19 protein-coding genes and 2 pseudogenes are annotated in these 14,325 nt (G+C 36.3%); 17 read left to right on the top strand and 4 right to left on the bottom strand.

Annotated elements, in window-relative coordinates:
* Window positions 1-331: 331 nt before the first annotated feature.
* Window positions 332-1,039: a LexA family transcriptional regulator gene (locus tag KE627_RS01785; protein ID WP_133286499.1), complete on the bottom strand. Its 708-nt coding sequence runs from the start codon at window positions 1,037-1,039 to the stop codon at window positions 332-334.
* A gap of 189 nt (window positions 1,040-1,228) precedes the next feature.
* Between KE627_RS01785 and KE627_RS01780 the strand changes: the two genes are divergently transcribed.
* The 3 genes from KE627_RS01780 to KE627_RS01770 all read left to right on the top strand — a co-directional run bounded on the left by KE627_RS01780 (window position 1,229) and on the right by KE627_RS01770 (window position 2,435).
* Window positions 1,229-1,444 carry a helix-turn-helix transcriptional regulator gene (locus KE627_RS01780; protein ID WP_056939053.1) on the top strand — a complete coding sequence of 72 codons (216 nt, stop codon included), beginning with the start codon at window positions 1,229-1,231 and terminating at the stop codon, window positions 1,442-1,444.
* Window positions 1,445-1,997: 553 nt separating this feature from the next.
* Window positions 1,998-2,198 carry a hypothetical protein gene (locus KE627_RS01775; protein ID WP_008213892.1) on the top strand — a complete coding sequence of 67 codons (201 nt, stop codon included), beginning with the start codon at window positions 1,998-2,000 and terminating at the stop codon, window positions 2,196-2,198.
* A 39-nt stretch (window positions 2,199-2,237) separates the two neighbouring features.
* Complete coding sequence (locus KE627_RS01770) at window positions 2,238-2,435, top strand: hypothetical protein (RefSeq protein ID WP_013728334.1); 198 nt, start codon at window positions 2,238-2,240, stop codon at window positions 2,433-2,435.
* Here KE627_RS01770 and KE627_RS01765 read toward each other — a convergent pair.
* The gene (locus tag KE627_RS01765) at window positions 2,410-2,850 is read right to left on the bottom strand and encodes a hypothetical protein (RefSeq protein ID WP_014940219.1); all 441 of its coding nucleotides are present in this window, start codon (window positions 2,848-2,850) and stop codon (window positions 2,410-2,412) included. The two genes, KE627_RS01770 and KE627_RS01765, sit on opposite strands and share 26 nt — an antisense overlap.
* Before the next feature lie 57 nt (window positions 2,851-2,907).
* Here KE627_RS01765 and KE627_RS01760 point away from each other — a divergent pair, with 57 nt between their 5' ends.
* Window positions 2,908-3,234: a DUF771 domain-containing protein gene (locus KE627_RS01760; RefSeq protein WP_056939052.1), complete on the top strand. Its 327-nt coding sequence runs from the start codon at window positions 2,908-2,910 to the stop codon at window positions 3,232-3,234.
* A 5-nt stretch (window positions 3,235-3,239) separates the two neighbouring features.
* On the opposite strand, the gene KE627_RS01755 is transcribed toward KE627_RS01760, so the two are convergent.
* Both KE627_RS01755 and KE627_RS01750 read right to left on the bottom strand, forming a co-directional pair.
* The gene (locus tag KE627_RS01755) at window positions 3,240-3,515 is read right to left on the bottom strand and encodes a hypothetical protein (RefSeq protein ID WP_013728332.1); all 276 of its coding nucleotides are present in this window, start codon (window positions 3,513-3,515) and stop codon (window positions 3,240-3,242) included.
* Between the two features lie 333 nt (window positions 3,516-3,848).
* The gene (locus KE627_RS01750) at window positions 3,849-4,061 is read right to left on the bottom strand and encodes a YozE family protein (protein ID WP_008213902.1); all 213 of its coding nucleotides are present in this window, start codon (window positions 4,059-4,061) and stop codon (window positions 3,849-3,851) included.
* 108 nt (window positions 4,062-4,169) lie between these two features.
* On the opposite strand from KE627_RS01750, the gene KE627_RS01745 reads away from it, so the two are divergent.
* The 13 genes and pseudogenes from KE627_RS01745 (at window position 4,170) to KE627_RS01690 (ending at window position 13,800) form a co-directional block, all read left to right on the top strand.
* Window positions 4,170-4,328 carry a hypothetical protein gene (locus KE627_RS01745; protein WP_008213905.1) on the top strand — a complete coding sequence of 53 codons (159 nt, stop codon included), beginning with the start codon at window positions 4,170-4,172 and terminating at the stop codon, window positions 4,326-4,328.
* 288 nt (window positions 4,329-4,616) lie between these two features.
* A complete protein-coding gene (locus KE627_RS01740; RefSeq protein WP_056939051.1) occupies window positions 4,617-5,474 on the top strand; it encodes a DUF1351 domain-containing protein in 858 nt (285 codons plus the stop codon).
* A 2-nt stretch (window positions 5,475-5,476) separates the two neighbouring features.
* On the top strand, window positions 5,477-6,172 hold the full coding sequence (locus KE627_RS01735) for an AAA family ATPase (protein WP_013728329.1): 696 nt from the start codon (window positions 5,477-5,479) through the stop codon (window positions 6,170-6,172).
* The gene (locus tag KE627_RS01730; RefSeq protein WP_013728328.1) at window positions 6,156-6,851 is read left to right on the top strand and encodes a Pathogenesis-related transcriptional factor and ERF protein; all 696 of its coding nucleotides are present in this window, start codon (window positions 6,156-6,158) and stop codon (window positions 6,849-6,851) included. Before KE627_RS01735 ends, KE627_RS01730 begins: the two co-directional genes overlap by 17 nt.
* The gene (locus KE627_RS01725) at window positions 6,841-8,196 is read left to right on the top strand and encodes a DEAD/DEAH box helicase (RefSeq protein WP_146971957.1); all 1,356 of its coding nucleotides are present in this window, start codon (window positions 6,841-6,843) and stop codon (window positions 8,194-8,196) included. The genes KE627_RS01730 and KE627_RS01725 overlap by 11 nt, the downstream gene beginning before the upstream one ends.
* 16 nt (window positions 8,197-8,212) lie before the next feature.
* The gene (locus KE627_RS01720) at window positions 8,213-8,806 is read left to right on the top strand and encodes a DUF669 domain-containing protein (RefSeq protein WP_056939050.1); all 594 of its coding nucleotides are present in this window, start codon (window positions 8,213-8,215) and stop codon (window positions 8,804-8,806) included.
* Window positions 8,807-8,817: 11 nt separating this feature from the next.
* Window positions 8,818-11,121, top strand: a pseudogene (locus KE627_RS01715) (phage/plasmid primase, P4 family).
* A 270-nt stretch (window positions 11,122-11,391) separates the two neighbouring features.
* Window positions 11,392-11,712, top strand: coding sequence for a VRR-NUC domain-containing protein (locus KE627_RS01710; protein WP_056939049.1), 321 nt, complete (start codon window positions 11,392-11,394; stop codon window positions 11,710-11,712).
* 1 nt (window position 11,713) lies between these two features.
* Entirely contained in the window at window positions 11,714-12,127 is a 414-nt protein-coding gene (locus tag KE627_RS01705) for a hypothetical protein (RefSeq protein WP_056939048.1), read from the top strand.
* Between the two features lie 93 nt (window positions 12,128-12,220).
* Window positions 12,221-12,412 (top strand): hypothetical protein, encoded by a 192-nt coding sequence (locus tag KE627_RS01700; protein WP_056939047.1) that lies wholly within the window; start codon window positions 12,221-12,223, stop codon window positions 12,410-12,412.
* A gap of 58 nt (window positions 12,413-12,470) precedes the next feature.
* Window positions 12,471-13,367: a hypothetical protein gene (locus KE627_RS01695; RefSeq protein WP_056939046.1), complete on the top strand. Its 897-nt coding sequence runs from the start codon at window positions 12,471-12,473 to the stop codon at window positions 13,365-13,367.
* Window positions 13,345-13,443, top strand: a pseudogene (locus KE627_RS12530) (HNH endonuclease); the annotation flags it as partial. The gene KE627_RS01695 and the pseudogene KE627_RS12530, both read left to right, overlap by 23 nt.
* A 36-nt stretch (window positions 13,444-13,479) precedes the next feature.
* Window positions 13,480-13,800, top strand: coding sequence for an HNH endonuclease (locus KE627_RS01690; protein WP_225352719.1), 321 nt, complete (start codon window positions 13,480-13,482; stop codon window positions 13,798-13,800).
* Window positions 13,801-14,325 lie beyond the last annotated feature (525 nt).

Below are 14,325 nucleotides of genomic sequence, written 5' to 3'. Positions count from 1 at the left end.
TGCTTATTCAAATTCTATCTCAACAACAGATTCTTCCAATTGATCAAGCATTTCGTTAACTGAAATAAAGTGTCGCCATTTATTAGGATCATGTTTAGCAAGTCCTTTAAAATTGCTACTGATTTTATCGTGGATGTTTACTAGAAATTTGTAATACATATTAGCTGCTTCACGATCGATTCTTTCCTGTGGCCAACGTTTATCCAGAGAACGTTGGTTATTTTTTTCGGTTAAATATTGACTATTTAGGACTCGAACCTAAGCAAACCACCTGGTTAGTCGAAACATATGTTCTTTTAAAACTTTAAATGAAGCCCCCACATTTGGGAGCTCATAAGATCACTTTACCGATTACATTAACTTCATCACAATCAAACACCATGTCATCGTATGCCTTGTTAATTGATTTTAAGGTAACGGTATTATCCTCATTTACATAAAACTTTTTACAAGTAACACCAACATCACGAATGTGGACGATCGCAATTTCACCATTCTCAACTTCTGGCTGATAGTGAATGAACACCTGACTACCCTTTTTTAGCAATGGTTCCATTGAGTCACCATCCACAGTAACTAATTCATCAGCACCAGCGGGGACCTTCTCACCAGCAATAAGCTTGTGGATTAATTGGGTATCTTGATCCTCACCATTAATAGGGGAACCGGCAGCAGTTGAACGACCAGCAGGAATTTCAATCATTGGCTTGTGGTCAAACATTGAAGATATTTTTTCATTATTCTGTTCGTCTAATTGGTCACTAGCATAATTGTAAACTTTCTCTTGGCGTGAAGGGTGGAGCTGAAGCATTATTTTATTGGTATCACTAACGACTGAACTTTCTAACTTGACAATGTCTTCTGGTTTGATTCCCAATCCATCACATATTTTTATTATATTTTCCATTTTAGCATTCATAATGCCGCGATCCAGAATAGATCGGATAGTTGTATAAGCCATGCCTATAGAATCGGCAAAAGCTTTAACGTTACCAGATTTTATTTCTATTAAATCTTTTAAATAATCTTCCTTGTTCATGCTTACTTCCTCCTTTAACATGTTTTATTATATCATGCGAAAAATCGTATGTAAATGAACGAATTTAAAGAAATACGAATTTTGGTATTGACTAAATACGAAAATTCGTATATTATAAAAATGTGCTCATGAAGAGCCATTATTTTTTAAACTAATATACGAAAATTCGTATTAGGAAGGAGTCATATTATGTTAAATAATTTAGAAGAAATTCGAAAGAAGAAAAATGTAACTTTAGTTGATATGGCAGATCTATTGAATGTTCGTTACCAGACTATCGCTGACAAAATTAATGGAACGTCATCATTCAAATTCAGTGAAGCTTTAAAAATTCAAGAAAGCTTTTTTCCTGAATATGAACTCAAGTTTTTATTTACTCCAGATACGTACACACAGCCAGCATAGAAAGGAGGTGAGTTAAATGGAAAAAGGCAAACTGCATCAGTACTTTGATAGTAATATTCAGCCTATTTTAAATATGGCGATAGGAGTTCTATTTATGACAATTGGTTACTTACTTGGTCATATGTTCTAGAAAGAAGCCAAGTGATCGTCAATGAATAGTTGAAAGGAGGTGAATAAAGTGAACCAAGACGCAGAAAAAACACCCCGAGCCATTTGTGGTAGCAAGGAGTGCAATAAGGAAAAAATCGTGCCAATGACAAAAGAATCGCGTAAAAGAGCATTTAATCTTTTATCAAAAATTCTTTCAGAGCTATACGAACCAAATTGTTAGTTCGTTCATTCTCATACTGCTGAATAAATTTAAACATTTTGTTTGTCCAGTCGTCATTGGGATTGCCATTTTTGGCATCTTCACGTATCCGCTCAATGTTCTCTTCATCATCAAACATGTCGTCAAACTTGTTTAAAATTCATCGCTTGTCACAATTTTCACCTCGATTAATTGAATTAATTAAATTATACGTCAGTAAATAATAGAAGGAAGTAATAAAAAATGGCAAAACCACGTTTAGTTTTAGAAAAGAAAGCACCAGAACCACGAGTATCACGATTGATTAGCATTAACACTGATTTGTATAACCAGTTAATGGACATTAAGCACGAAACTGGATTAACTGTCACAGCGGTAGTTAATAAGTTTATCGCTTATGGAGTGAAGAATGTAGAAATTGAAGACAACAAAAACGACGATTAATTAATCCACGTCAGATCTTATCAAAAGGAAGTGAGAAAGATGATCGATAAGAACACCAGTTTTGAATTAAAACAAATTGATTTATTAGATCAGGCAAAAAGCACAAATATTTCTCTCATCTTGGAGAATGGAAGTATTCTTCTTTCAGAAATAAAAAAAGCTCAGCAGCTAAGTGCTGAGCTAGGAGATGTGCTGAATCATATCAAGCACTTTAATCCCGAGTTTCGGATGAAGTGATTGATACAATCTTAAAATCTGCATCTTTAGGGAAAAGATAAAAATCTAAGTTATCTATGTTTTTCCCAAGAAATGAAACGTTTTTAGCCAGAAAAAAATCAGTCAAAGTATATTGAGAATTATCAAGATCGACAACGAACGTTGATAACGTGTTAATTAATAACGGAAAATTTCGTTGAAATTTACCAAGTGAATCCCCATGAGAAGTATTGAGCTTTAGAGCATCTTCTTTCAATCGGTCGTTGAAAAGTTGCTTGCTAAATTCATCTCCACTAAATAGAGTACTGTCGTGAAAAGTAGCGGTCAATAACTGCCCATTAAATTCCCATATACATTTTTTGGCTTCTGCATTGTGAATCTTACTCAAGAAATATTCAAAGCTATATTCAAATAGGGCTGCTTGTTTTAAATTCATATTTATCATCTCGATTAATTGGAATAAATAAATTATACAACTAAAGGAAGTGACAAAATGTCTCAAGTCATTAGTGCTAAAGTATCAATTCAAATTCCTGATAATTTTGAATTGATAAATAAGGAAGATTACCAAAAGTTAAAACGGGAATCAACCTTTGGACGGACTTGGAATTTAAACGATCTTCGTAAATGGTGTGGGAACAAATCACCACAATGGTTAAGAGAAAATTTCTTGGAGAATCCAAAATATTCACGGGAAATGCAAGCCTTAATGGATGATAGGTATTTAGTTCATCGTGGCAGTAAAGGTAGTCCCTGGTTGTTTAAAGCTACCAAAATGCAGCAGTTCCTGGAGGATCATTGGAGTGAATTCAATTGGTAAAAACATTAAATTCTTGGCAAATCTAATAATCGATCGTGACGATTTGAGGAATTCTTGGTTTTAATATATAAAGCATTGTCATGATTGTAATCATAAGTGATTTCATAGGTACCATTACCGAGAATGTAAAAGTAGTGATCACCACGAATAATATTGGCTGCTGTGGCTTGAATAAGTTCAATTTTCCCACTGGCCTGTTTTATTAAATCAATATTTTCTGGTGATGCTTGCTTTCCCTTGGAATAAGTTCGTAATCGAATAGCAACAATTTGATGAATCATACGACTTAGCCTCCTTAATGGGTTGAATTCAAAATTCTACAAATATTAAAAAGGAGTGATTTGATTAATGGAATCATTGGAAGTACTAGTTTTATTGTTCTTAGCAGCCCTGGTCATTGAATACTTTATACCAACTGGGCGTCACTAAAAAATAGAAAGGAATCATATCGATGAATAAATTGCAAAAGTATTCGACATCTGAATTAATAGGTGAATTAAGAAAAAGAAAGGAAGCCCAACTGTTCCATGGTGGCCTTTATGCCAATACTGAAATACGAGGCAAATATGGCCAAGAAAATATGAAGCTTCCAAATGATTACTGGATTTTATTAATTAGCGACTTTTCTCCGCTAAATAATAGTTGAAGACGTTTTTAACAATTTCTAATTTGGAATCTGAAAAACCAATTGACTTAAGATATTCTTTTAAATGTTTCCAATCTAAATTTCCCTTAGGAAACGATCTATCAGATCTTATTTCTCTTGCTACATCACCAACTGGTAAGCTAACGTCTTTAAAGCGCATTAACCAATTGTAAAAATCCATAAGAATTCACCACCTTAATTATATGCACTAAATAGCCCACTACAGCAAATGGGTGGGCCAGCTAACAACTATAACTACTAATATTATAACACCTGGAGGGTCATCAGAATGAAAACATTAACAATACAGAACCGTATCAAACGTTTGAATATGATTATTGGACGCACACCCGTGGAAAACGATCATAGCTTGTTGGCATATTTCTTTGTCCTAGATAAAGAAAAGCAACGACTATCTGAATATATTTTACATCACGAGGTGGAATAATGACTAAATTTTGGAAAGCAGTTGGTGTAATGGACTCCCAAATATTAGAAACTGGTGTCTCTCGTGCCGACGTTATGCGAAAGCTCAGCATAAAGTATCCGACTTACGTCGTAACTGGGACCGACAAGGATTTTATGAAGAAGCGGAAAGAACGAGTCCCAATTTATCCCGAACCAATTAGATTGATCTGCGGTAGAATCACAAAATCTAAAAGAAAAGAGATTGCAGAAATGAAGAATTCAATTGATCAACGACACTATTTACATTAAAAGATGGAGGTAAATATAAATGGCAAATGAATTATCCCTACCAGAATACACGATTGACTATCGGCCAACCGTTATTACAATTAATAATTTTGATCGATTAAAGGCAGCTGTAGAAGCATATGCCAATAAATATCAAGGAATGGCAGTAACAGCTTCCACAGAAAAAGAATCAAAGTCTAGCCGGGCAGAGCTTCGGAAATTGAAGCAAGCTCTTGATGATAAACGTAAGGAAATTAGAAAAAAATATGCTGAACCATATCAACGGTTTGCAGCTCAAATTAAAGACTTGGAAATGACCCTGGATAGTTCGATTAACCCAATTGACGCTGGGCTAAAAGAATTGGAAGAGCAGCAGCGTCAGCTTCGTTTGAAGCATGTTAATGCTTTGATTGCTGAAATGGCACCTAATTACCATGTGGAACCAGGTGAGGTTGAAATTGATCCTACTTGGTTAAATAAAACCACCACCAAGAAGAAAGTAACCGAAGGAATTGCTGATGTGATGGGTTACATTAAAAAGCAACATGATGATTTAAAAACCGGTATCAGTACTATTACCAAATATGCTCAAGCTTATCACATTGATCCAGCTGGTTGGATCGACCAGTTGAAGCAAGGCCAAGATGTTAATTATTTGCTTCAAGCAATTGATAATCAGGTCAAACTAAATAAACAAAAACAGCAGACTCTGGAAGCACAAGCAGCGGAAGCACAAACACATCAAATTCAGCAGAAAGATAAAACGATTGATACTAATACTGGCGAAGTTGTTTCCCATTCAGTGTCTTTAAAAATAACGGCAACAATTCCACAAATGAAACTGTTGAGGGCTTTCATGGATAGTAACCAAATTCGTTATCAAAGAGTGGGTGCTTAATCATGAAGACGATTGAAGCTAAAGATTTGCAGCGAACCTTGAATTGGCGAGTCATTCTATATGCTAAACCCGGAACTGGGAAAACAACTTGTGTTAAATATTTACCTGGTAAAACTAGAATTTTTGATTTGGATAACTCCGCTAAAGTATTAGCTGGCATTAGCAACGTTACAGTCGATGAAATGGATCGAACTCACCCCGAAGAAGACATGAAGCAGTATCTTGAACAGGCATCAGAATTGATTGTTGGTTACGACAATTTAGTTATTGATAATGTATCAAGTTTTGAAAAAGATTGGTTTGTGGAAAAGGGGAAGGGTAGTCATAACGGCATCTCAAATGAATTGCAGGATTATTCACAGTGGACTAATTATTTTTCTAGAGTAATGACTGCTATCTACGCGTTGCCAGTTAATGTGCTAACCACAGCTTGGGAGACACAACGCCAAATTACTACTGAAAATGGTCAGCAATTTAATCAATATGCACCCGAAATTCGTCAAAGCGTGATGGATGGAATGCTGGGATTATGTGATGTGGTTGGTCGGTTGATTATTAATCCGAAGACTAACGGTCGTGGCGTTATGCTGCAAGGAAATGACTCGATTTATGCCAAAAATCGTTTGGACAATCGAACCATGTGTGCTGCTAAGGATCTGTTTAAGTTTGGGAGTGGCAACGATGACAAAACTAATTGATATTACGGGTAAGAAATTCGGAAGGCTGACAGCAGTTTGCATTGATAATTCTCAACGTCCTAAAGGATCTACCCGTGCTTATTGGAGATTTAAATGTGACTGCGGAAATGTCACTTATGCTTCAGGAATCGATGTTCGAAAGGGGAAAATACAATCTTGTGGTTGTCTACACGATGAACTCGCTAGTAAAAGGTTTAGAAAACACGGTCATTCAAATACGAAACTTTATTTTGTTTGGGAGTCTATGAAGCAAAGATGTTTCAACCCGAATAATAAAAGCTTTTCCGATTATGGTGGTCGAGGTGTATCTATCTGTAATCAATGGAAAAATAGTTTTTATGCTTTTGAAAGATGGTCTATTCAAAATGGATATGAAAGTGGAAAATCCATTGATCGAATTGATGTAGATGGTAATTATTGCCCATCTAATTGCCGTTGGACTGATTGGAAAACCCAGGCCAACAATAGGCGTAAACGAAACTCTCCAGTGACTAATAGATTGCGGGCAGACAATATCAGCGGTGTACGTGGTGTTTCTTTTGATAAAAGCAAAAATAAATGGGTCGCTAAAATGATGTATCGAAACCGAATCATATTGGATAGGTCATTTACAAGCTATGAGGAAGCAGTAAAAGAACGTCACCTTGCAGAAATCCGGTGTCAAAAAAATGCCATTTAAATTATTTGATTATCAACAACGAATTGTGGATGAAACTCGCCAAAAAATTGGCCAAGGCAATAATGGGGTACTAATTGTTTCCCCACCAGGTAGTGGGAAATCAGTTATTATAGCTGAAATTGCGAGATTAACAGTTTCAAAGGGTGGTAGAATTTTGTTCTTCGTTCACCGTCAAGAATTAGTTAACCAGATCGTAAAATCATTTCAAAAGCAAGATGTTGATTTGATGAATTGCACAATCATGACAGTGGGCAAAGTTGCTAATCGATTAGATCACTTGCCTAAACCAAACTTAATTATTTGCGATGAATCGCAACATAGTCGGGCAAAAACATATTTAAAAATTTTTAAATACTATTCGGATGTTCCTAGGCTTGGATTCTCAGGCAGTCCGTGGCGAATGAACGGAGCAGGGTTTGACGATATTTATTCTGCTATGGTCAAAGGCCCCACGGTTAAGTGGTTAATTGAACACAAAAAGCTAAGCCCATATAAATACTACAGTGTGACATTGTTTAATGACGAAAAGCTAAAGAAATCAAGCACTGGCGATTATACCAATCAATCTGTTAGTGATTCAGCAAAGCCCACTCTGTATGGCGATATTGTTAAAACTTGGATGGATAAAGCATTTGGACAGCGAACCATTGTTTATGCTCATGATACTCAACATAGCAAACAAATTGCGGCTGAATTTAGAAAAGCGGGTATCAGTGCAAAACATTGTGATTCTAAAACTCCTAGTGACGAAAGAAAACGTATTATGAGTGATTTTAGAAAGGGAAAGATCACTGTTCTATGTAACTTTGGATTGGTTGATGAAGGATATGACGTCAAAGAGTGTACGTGTTGTGTAATCGCACGGCCAACTGAAAGCTTGGTATTTGATATTCAAGCAACAATGCGTTGTATGCGATATTTGCCAAATAAAATGGCCACTATCATTGATCATGCAGCTAACTATACCCGTTTTGGTCTGCCTGATACTCCACGACAATGGAGCCTTGAAGGACGACCTAAGAAAAAACGGCAGAATAACACAAAATCAATTCCGGTCAAAACTTGTCCAAATTGTTTTGCTGTGGTACCGACACAATGCCGTGTTTGCCCACAGTGTGGTAATGAGATTAAATATGACGCTGACGGAATGGAAATTGATGAAACGGCCAGTATTGAAAAAAATGGGGAATTTAAACTGACTACTGATTATTCAAAAATCCAGACGGCAAGAAAAAAGCCGGAAGATGCACAAAGTTACAAAGAGTTACTAGAAATCGCTAAAGCCCGTGGGTATAAAGCTGGTTGGGCCTATGTACAAGCTAAACGACTAAAAATGGTTAACTAATGGAGGAATTTTAAAAATGGCATTTATGCAAGCAAATTACAAGAACAATGAACACAAAGATTTTTCAGCTTTACCAAGTGGAAATTACGAGATGATTATTAAATCTGCCCAGGAGAAGGCAACTAAGAACGGGGCAGAATCACTGCAATTGGATTTAGTGGTTCGAAATGACTTAGATGGGGTTACTGGATTAAAAAATACCAATGCCAAGTATCATAATCGCCATGTCTTTATGGACAATTGGAAACGCAAAACTACTAATCAGTACGATTTGGATAGTTTCCAATATATTCTTGAAGCTGTTCAAATTCCGGAAGGAACACCATTGAATACAATTAATGATTTTACTAAAGCAGTTGCTAACAAGCCAGCCAAAGTGTATGTCAAAAAAACGGTTGATGATTATGGCGGTGAAAAGAAAGACATCAATCAGATTGCCCCTTGGAATTTTAGCAAGAGCGATTATCCACAAGTGCAGCATGTATGGAAAGACCAAAAGGACGGTAAAAACCCATTTACTGGTAATCAACCAGCATCAGCACCGGCCGATGATCCATTTGCCAATTCTGGAGATTCAATTGATATTTCAGACGATCAGTTACCGTTCTAGGAGGGTAAACAGTGGCATATGAGAACATTCCAAATGAATTACGGGCCTTAAAACAATGGGGACTGTTTCAGAAAATCTGGCAACCTGAACGAAATAAGTACACCAAAATACCACACAATGCACTTGATGGTGGGGCTGGACGCACGAACGATCCAAGCACCTGGACTGATTATCAAACAGCCTTAGAAGCACTCAAAACGTATAAAATGGACGGTCTCGCGTTTTACTTTGCTAATGGTTATGTCGGTTTAGACATTGATCATATTGGAGACGAGCTGGAAAGATACGCCGCACAGGATTATCAATAAAATGAAGTTCAAGATGTATTAACGATGACTAAATCTTATGTGGAAATTAGTTTATCCGGTAAAGGGATTCATGCCATTTTTAAGGGCAAGATTCCTGGTGATCGACGCCGTAAAGGTAACGTTGAAATGTATGAGTCCGGACGTTTCTTCGCGTTAACTGGGAAAACCATTGGTCCATATAGTGATCGAATAAACACACCACAACCGCAAGTAATGAAACTTATTTATAAACACTATTTTGGTGAAAGTAATGTGGTAAAACTTCCCAATCAGGCACCAATCAGGCCTAATGATTTAAGTGTTGATGAGATTGTTAAACGCGCGGAACTTTCAAGGACCGGTAAACGTTTCAAGATGTTTATGCGCGGTGGTTGGGAGGGCTTCTACACTTCACATTCAGAAGCTGATCTAGCCTTTTCCAATGATTTGGCTTTTTGGACGGGCCGTGATTTCAATAAAATGGATGAAATATTTCGAAAATCTAGCCTTATGCGACCGAAATATGATGAAAAACATGGGAAAACCACTTATGGAGTTTCACTTCTTAACAAATCTATCAACGAAACACGGGAAACCTTTAATCCACAGCAGCATCCCTTGCATAAATATAATCTTAAATTCCTACAATCTAAGCCTAAAAAGAAATTACCACCTAGAAGTTGGGATGACACTGGGAATGCTGATCGATTTATTGATGTTTTTGGAAATTTAGTTAAATATTCCTATGTTGATAAGTCCTGGTATTTCTATAATGGCAGTTATTGGGAAATGGACGATCAGGGAAAAGCAGCTCAATTCGTTGATATGACTGTGGATAATATGAAGAATGAGAAGTTGCATGTTGCTGCCGGCGTGGATCCTGAAAAGGCTAAAGTAGCTTGGGAAAAGTTTTTGAAGAAGTCGCGTAGTCATGCTGCCAAGCAAGCCATGATAAGTGAAGTGCAACATCGGGTTCCAGTATTGCATGGGCAGTTTGATCAAGACAAAACTTTATTGAACACGGTTAATGGTTATATTGATTTAACTTCGGGTATCTTAAAAGACCACGATATTAAGAAAATGTTCAGTCATCAGACAAGCGTGGAATATACCGACAAAATTGATTGTCCAGAATGGGATGAATTTTTAAATCAAATTTTTGCTGGTGATCAGGAATTAATCCATTACATTCAAAAAGCGGTTGGATACTCTGCCACAGGAAGTATTAAGGAACAAGTGATGTTTATTCTGTATGGAAATGGTCGCAATGGTAAATCAATTTTCATCGATACAATTTCTGATATTCTGGGAACTTATGCCAAGTCAATGCAGGCCGATTCAATTATGGTACGACAAAACAAATCGGGAGCCAACTCAGATATTGCCCGGTTGGAAAGTGCCCGATTAGTTACCTCAAGCGAACCTAATGAGGGTGTGAGATTGGACGAGGGATTGGTTAAACAATTAACCGGTGGCGATAAAGTAACCGCAAGGTATTTATATGGTAAGGAATTTGAGTTTAAACCACAGTTTAAGCTGTGGTTAGCCACTAACCACAAGCCAATCATTCGTGGTACTGACGACGGAATTTGGCGACGGCTGATGCTAGTTCCTTTTAAAGTAAAAATACCAGATGGTCAAGTTGATAAAAACTTAAAGGATAAATTAAAACGTGAATCCGTGGGAATCCTTAATTGGATCGTTGAAGGTTCTTTATTATGGCAACGAGAAGGTTTGAATCCACCAATAAGCGTTACTCGTGCTAGTCGACAATATCGTGAGGAAATGGATGTTATTAGTTTATTCGTGGATGATTGTTGCGAAGTGGGTGATAGTTACCGAGCACCTGCAGGAGAACTTTTTAAGAAATATCAATCCTGGGCAAAAGATAATTCCGAATACTCTATGAGTAAGCAAAAGTTTAGTCGCGAAATGAAGCAGAAGTATGAATTTAAAAAAACAATGAAAGGACGTTTTTACGAAGGATTAAAAATAAAAACGGATCCTAGATTGAATTGGGTTAAATAATATGACGGATAAATGACGGATAAATGACGGATAAAAAAATCGCTCAATCCCTTGGTACCATTAGTATTATTACTCTTTATTATCTATATGACGGATAAATTAATAAAAGTATATAAGATAAAAGAGTAAAAAAGATGTATAAATAAAGGTTTGTTGAAAAGATCCGTCATATTAGCAAAAAATGTAGCTTGTTCTTAGAGCGACAAGGAATACAGAAGCTTAATCATCCGTCATGTTATCCGTCATATCCGTCATAATTAATGGAGGCGTATGACAATTAAATCAGAACATGAAATTCAAACAGAAATTCTTTTAGCATTATCTCGACATGATTGCACCGTTTGTCGCAGTAATGCTGGCAAGATTAAAACTGATGATGGCAGACGAATTATGTTATTTCCGAGAGGTTGGCCGGATATTACCGGTTTTGAACATCATAGTGGAAAAATGATTTTGATTGAAGTTAAAAATGAACGAGGCAAGTTACGTGAAGATCAGAAGCGGTTTGCCAAATTTATTAAGCAATATCCAGTGTTATATGGTGTTTGTCGTTCTGTAGATGACGCGTTAAAAATTATTGGAGGGAAATAAAATGACAGTAAAAATTGCTGACGAAGAATTATTTGATGAGTATCAAACTGTAATGGCGGAAAATATTTCTGATTGGAAGCGAATAGCTAAATTCGCCAAATTCATTGATAAATATGCCGATGATGAAACTATTTCTAACCGTGATGATTTAGCCAGTGTTATAGATGCAATTTTAAATCATGAAACAGTGAAATTGTCTGTACCTATGTATCGGTTGAAGATGAATGGCATGGTTGGTAGTGATGGGCAACAGTATGTATCTCGACGAGTAGATGATCGTGGTGGGTATTTCATCTGTGGAGTACGTAACCCACACGTTGATCGAGGCAAAATCACACAACAATTTACACGTGATGAAGCTGAATTTCTGAAGGATTTATTAAATAACTCAAGTATCCAAAGTGTGGAGGAGTGAAATTAAAACCATAAGACTTATGAAAGCTTGCCAATTAGCTGTTAAATGTGCACAATAAGTATATGTAATATTATTTGATTAGAGGAATTTTATATGACGTATGTGATAACAAAGCGAGGGAAAGTTCATAAACTGAAAGAGTTTCGCAGCATTCAAGCAGTTTTGAAAGCAGAAACCGGTTTGCCAATCAAAACCTGGATGGTTGAAAAATCTGTTCAGCATCATCAAACCATCTGTGGATGGACAATTTCTGAAATAAACGCAAAGAAATCCGTTAATAATTAGTTTCTCCTTATCGTCAATGTCTAGCTGTAAGTAAACCAAGTTTAAAGGCGGTGAAAAAATGGGAAATGAAAACTTAGTAAAAGCAATTACTGAGAGCCGGAATTTTGAAAATGGCATTAACCGTATTCATTATTCAATTCATTGTTCAAAAGACGATGCTTTTAGTCTATTAATTGAGCAAGTATTAAGACGAATTCATTTTTGGAATTCTAACAATGCTAATACCTTGATTAAGGCATTCAGCGATCATAGCAATCCAGATTTTAAGAATAAGCAATGGGCAATTACCTATGCTGCTAAAGATGTGGTTGAAGATTATTATGGTCACAAGACGTTATTGGTAGAGAATTTTGATAAATCTGATGAACTTGGACAATTGGCGCCTATAAATTGTAAAAGTTCAGTGTCGGTTGAGAATTCATTAGTGAATAAAGTTATTTCATTATTCCCGACTGATAAAACCAAACTGTTTGTAAAAAGCCTGCTTAAATATGGAAAAATAGCTACAATGGATATTTTTTCAATGACTGATAAAAAGTTTGAACATGCATTGTATGATCGTATAGCTTACGTTAAATCAAATGCACAAATGTTTACTGAACAGTTAAGTGGTTTCGATCATCAGGATACGTTAGATAAGCTAAAGGTATTAGGTGATTTTGAATATTGCCTTAATAAATACGCTGATCCAATGACGTTAAACAGTGAAGTTCACACCTTATTTATCAGCAATAGCGACTTGTTCAATGATATATTCGATTACGCAACTAAAGTATATGGAATGAAATATCAAGGCATTGTTTGGAAATCGTTTGGTTTAATTAATGATCATCAATTGAAACTGGATGAATACAAATTAATTGATTCAATCATTGATTTACAGCAGGAATTAAGTAAACAGTTCGTACCGAAAGAAGGACAGGTGAGCTTATATGAAGCTACATATCTGTCATGAGGTTGGCTGTCAAGCATTGATACCAATGGGACAAAGGTATTGCAGTGAGCACGTTACACAGCACCAGAAGCCCAACCATGCAGTCAGTTCTGCACGAAACCGAGAGTACAATATGTACTATCGTGATCAAACAGCGAATCAGTTTTATCACTCAAAGGAATGGAAAAAGATTCGGCAATTTGTTGCTGCACGAGATTATTATTTAGATGCAGTCACTGGCTTGCCAGTCTCAAACGATAAGATTATTGTTGACCACATTGTGCCTAGACGTGTACTATCTGTTGATAAATGGTTAGACATGGATAACTTATGGTGCTTGTCACCGACTACGCATAATACGAAAACCAAGATTGAACAATCACTCAATCAAAACCAACTCAAACACTGCAGCAAACGTTGGTGGATTAAAGTATTATCTGAACGCACGAAATAAACATCCCTGATGTAGGAAACTCCTGCCAGCTTGGATGGTAATAATTTCAGGGGTAGGTACCGTTTCTTGGATGGTGGGGATCTTCATCAACAAAATTAAAAAAAGATGTCTTTGTGAAACGACAAAGTGTTTTTCAGGTGGTATCATGTAGGTAATCGGAATAAATATTTCTGATGAGGTTTACTTATTAAAAACAATTTTTTCAACCTCCTCTGGGTGATATAGATATAAAGAAAAAATTGTTTAAAGCTTACTGTTTGAATCTTACAAAAAAATATACAATTTAGGTGAATGTTTAAACACCCCCGGGGTGGTGAAAGCCTAGGGGAGCGCACGCCCAGCAGTAGCGCACGTTAAAAGTTGTAAATTCAAAACTTTTTTATGGGCTTACTATAACTGGGTGCACGCAATTTCACAAATTGCTTATATGAATAACCCTACTATAATGACTATGTATATTTACCTCCTAAAAGTTAATATAATTAGACGTTTTTTTCACGATTGTAGGGTGTATACGTTCGAACA

Origin of the sequence: Lentilactobacillus buchneri (assembly GCF_018314255.1) — a bacterium.
In the GTDB taxonomy this organism is placed as follows: domain Bacteria; phylum Bacillota; class Bacilli; order Lactobacillales; family Lactobacillaceae; genus Lentilactobacillus; species Lentilactobacillus buchneri.
The sequence above is the reverse complement of the archived record's forward strand: the minus strand, read 5'-3'. Positions and strand labels throughout refer to the sequence as shown.

Coding starts and splice junctions, on each gene's coding strand:
- KE627_RS01785 (WP_133286499.1), bottom strand. CDS start 1,039: ATGAACAAGGAAGATTATTTAAAAGATTTAATAGAAATAAAATCTGGT.
- KE627_RS01780 (WP_056939053.1), top strand. CDS start 1,229: ATGTTAAATAATTTAGAAGAAATTCGAAAGAAGAAAAATGTAACTTTA.
- KE627_RS01775 (WP_008213892.1), top strand. CDS start 1,998: ATGGCAAAACCACGTTTAGTTTTAGAAAAGAAAGCACCAGAACCACGA.
- KE627_RS01770 (WP_013728334.1), top strand. CDS start 2,238: ATGATCGATAAGAACACCAGTTTTGAATTAAAACAAATTGATTTATTA.
- KE627_RS01765 (WP_014940219.1), bottom strand. CDS start 2,850: ATGAATTTAAAACAAGCAGCCCTATTTGAATATAGCTTTGAATATTTC.
- KE627_RS01760 (WP_056939052.1), top strand. CDS start 2,908: ATGTCTCAAGTCATTAGTGCTAAAGTATCAATTCAAATTCCTGATAAT.
- KE627_RS01755 (WP_013728332.1), bottom strand. CDS start 3,515: ATGATTCATCAAATTGTTGCTATTCGATTACGAACTTATTCCAAGGGA.
- KE627_RS01750 (WP_008213902.1), bottom strand. CDS start 4,061: ATGGATTTTTACAATTGGTTAATGCGCTTTAAAGACGTTAGCTTACCA.
- KE627_RS01745 (WP_008213905.1), top strand. CDS start 4,170: ATGAAAACATTAACAATACAGAACCGTATCAAACGTTTGAATATGATT.
- KE627_RS01740 (WP_056939051.1), top strand. CDS start 4,617: ATGGCAAATGAATTATCCCTACCAGAATACACGATTGACTATCGGCCA.
- KE627_RS01735 (WP_013728329.1), top strand. CDS start 5,477: ATGAAGACGATTGAAGCTAAAGATTTGCAGCGAACCTTGAATTGGCGA.
- KE627_RS01730 (WP_013728328.1), top strand. CDS start 6,156: ATGACAAAACTAATTGATATTACGGGTAAGAAATTCGGAAGGCTGACA.
- KE627_RS01725 (WP_146971957.1), top strand. CDS start 6,841: ATGCCATTTAAATTATTTGATTATCAACAACGAATTGTGGATGAAACT.
- KE627_RS01720 (WP_056939050.1), top strand. CDS start 8,213: ATGGCATTTATGCAAGCAAATTACAAGAACAATGAACACAAAGATTTT.
- KE627_RS01710 (WP_056939049.1), top strand. CDS start 11,392: ATGACAATTAAATCAGAACATGAAATTCAAACAGAAATTCTTTTAGCA.
- KE627_RS01705 (WP_056939048.1), top strand. CDS start 11,714: ATGACAGTAAAAATTGCTGACGAAGAATTATTTGATGAGTATCAAACT.
- KE627_RS01700 (WP_056939047.1), top strand. CDS start 12,221: ATGACGTATGTGATAACAAAGCGAGGGAAAGTTCATAAACTGAAAGAG.
- KE627_RS01695 (WP_056939046.1), top strand. CDS start 12,471: ATGGGAAATGAAAACTTAGTAAAAGCAATTACTGAGAGCCGGAATTTT.
- KE627_RS01690 (WP_225352719.1), top strand. CDS start 13,480: ATGTACTATCGTGATCAAACAGCGAATCAGTTTTATCACTCAAAGGAA.